2 protein-coding genes are annotated in these 2,776 nt (G+C 37.3%); both read right to left on the bottom strand.

The features are described from left to right. Positions 1–776: 776 nt before the first annotated feature. Positions 777–2,486: a hypothetical protein gene (locus tag AAC037_RS23105; protein WP_339905951.1), complete on the bottom strand. Its 1,710-nt coding sequence runs from the start codon at positions 2,484–2,486 to the stop codon at positions 777–779. A 21-nt stretch (positions 2,487–2,507) separates the two neighbouring features. After that, the coding region (locus tag AAC037_RS23100; RefSeq protein ID WP_339905950.1) for a hypothetical protein at positions 2,508–2,776 on the bottom strand (269 nt) is incomplete at its 5' end.

Genomic DNA, 2,776 nt, shown 5'->3' with positions numbered 1-2,776 from the left:
ATGGTGCATTCTTATTTACCGAAAGTGGTGCACTTGTAATTACCGATTACAAATGGTTAATTGTCAATTGTTAATGAATTTTATCCTATTGATTTCAAAAACCTATTATCGGCACTAAAATTGTTAAACATCCTTCTTTACCGGTGCCTGAGTCTGTAGAAGGTAGTTGTGAAGTGAATATTTTAGGAAGGCCAAACAAGAATTCTTCTCCATTTCATCGATCGCCCGATTATTGATCTATCCATTTCAAATTTTTAAAATAAGTAGCTTAAAAAAGGTGGATGTGAACTGTGATCAGTGATGTAGTGATTTTGTGAGTAAAGAAGAGGTAGTTAAAAAAAGGTTGGTTGAAAATAAAGGGGCTATTGTCAGATTAGTTATTCAAAATTATAGCAGTCCCAATAGAGATACTTTTCAGGCCGGCCAATCACCCAATCACTTATTTTTGAGGAAAGTATCTTAAAAAGGGTAGACTGAAACGATATAGGGTTGGGTGACTGGGTGGTTGAGTGAACTGGAAGTATATAGTATAAAAAGGCTCAGTGAAATAATTATGGGCGGTGCATAAAGAATTACTTCCGGCGGTAAGGGCTATATCTTAAAAAGTTATGTGGCATTAGGATTAATGGTTTAGAACCATGACCATACTAATTAATTGGTTTATTCTCTTTATTTTATAATGCTATTAACCAGTAATAATTTACAAAAACAGGAGCAGATATAATCGTTTGATTGATTCTGCTCCTGTGATGAAAAAATTCGATAGCTTTCTATAATTAATAAATATTCTTTACCGGTGTGGATTGATAGGCATCTCCTAGAACAATATGGGGAAAAACATCCAGGATCATATGAAGTCTGGTTCTTGGCTCACCATAATCAAATGTTCCCATTATTCCTCCTTCATTGAAAATTACTCCGTCTTTATATGTGCATTGACTCCTATTGACTCTCGAACCTGACCCACGGTAGGTATCTAAGCCTCCATGATAGCATTCTGCGCTGTCTTCATTGTCAGATTCCCAATTATGGCTGCAAGGATCCTGGCCAGAAGGCTCCTGATTAGGACAACAATTGTACTTATTTCTACCGAAGTGATCTTCTGATTTAAGGACGTAAATCTCAACAGAAAATTCCCTTTCGTTATTTGATGGATCGTTATCATTTAGTTCTAACAAGATCTCTCCTGAATATTTTGCTTTGAAAAAAGTTCCATTCTCACCATAAAAAAGGTAAGCTGTCCCAATTGCATCCCCAATAATTTGCTTACATTCATTTTCGCCTAGGCGAATACTATTAAAACCATAGTCTTCCTCACCATTCCAAGCAATTAATTGTCCTAATTCGTAGTTTTGGTACTTTTTGTATTTGTCAGGACTCCATAGTTCTGTACCATCAGCGCCCACAGGTAATGCTAATCTGTCTATCGTAATAGTGCTTTTGGTTCCTAAAAACACATAATCTCCTTTATTAACAACCACTCCTGTCTTTAATTTGCCTTCGTGATCTGCTGGAAAAGTAACCGTTTTAGGACTAAAGGTAGGTGGGCTAGGTGTATCTTCACAACATCCTTTTTCAATTGGTTCGCAGGATACCCAAAAATCCCAAGCTGTACTACTTTCAAAACATCCATACATGTAAATATCTACATATTTACTTACGCTAGGGTCGTAGTTGATAGTATAGGTCCGATATCCCGAAACGTAACCTTCTGTTCCATCATAACAAATGCTGGAAGGAGGAAATTCATTAGGTAAAAGGGGGCTTGATGCAGTTGAGGCCACCCATTTCCCATTGTAACGAATATCCATGCGATCCGGAATACTATACATGGTATGCTTAACAGTAATGGTCCCTGGGTCGTTTCCTAAAATTATTCTTTTGGTATACAATCCTTCTTCACCTTTGGCTGAAAAACTGCATCCTTCGCTAGCGGCTTTAACAGATGCCTGAGTAGATGCAGATTCGCTAATTTTACCCTGTTGATCAAATAATGAGTAGATAAGGTTAAAGCTCCCGGGTGTAACGTAATCAGGTAAATTTATGGGAATAACTATACTGCTATAGGTATTATTTACCCGACTGTGTTTGCTTTGGGTAGTGCTTTCTCCAATTTTAGCAATTGGAATTTTCCAATAATGATCTGAACCTTCAATATGAAGGTAGACTCCTGCAATATTACCGCTATTGGCCGTAGTATAATTTAAGGGTAGATAGATGGTAGTACCCGGGGAAAGTTCGGCAGAGGTCTGAAAATGAGATATATTTATTTGGTTTCCAGATGTTGATTCCGGTAATTTACCGGTCAACAGTTCGCCAACATTTAAACCAAGCTCTTGACATAGTCGGTCGGGTGATTCGTTTGGATCAAGTGGAGTAAAATAGGTGCTCCTGGAATCAAGGTTTAGCTCGGGTACTTCTACCTCGCAAAAGGTAAAAAGACTTATGATTAGTGATAATCCTATAAAATGGATAAGTGATTTCATCGGTTTAGAGTTTAGAATTTATCAATAATAAAATTGGTAGGCCATGGCAAATTTTCCTGACCATAAGTGAGCGTTGACGGACTTAAAGATGCGAGTAGTTCTTTCTGCTGAAAAAGAAATATTCCAACGCTTGTTAACAGGGATCTCTACTCCTGTTTCAAAGCTTAATAGTAATTTTTGAGTATTGTCTTTTTGATCAAGGCTTGCGTCTCTGATCGTTCCACTGCCTTCTGGATCTATTTCGTTATTGATAATCCTTGCTTCTTTCGTTATAACGTCAGCTTTAGAAG

The sequence above is a fragment of the uncultured Cyclobacterium sp. genome, assembly GCF_963976465.1.
Taxonomy (GTDB): domain Bacteria; phylum Bacteroidota; class Bacteroidia; order Cytophagales; family Cyclobacteriaceae; genus Cyclobacterium.
The sequence above is the reverse complement of the archived record's forward strand: the minus strand, read 5'-3'. Positions and strand labels throughout refer to the sequence as shown.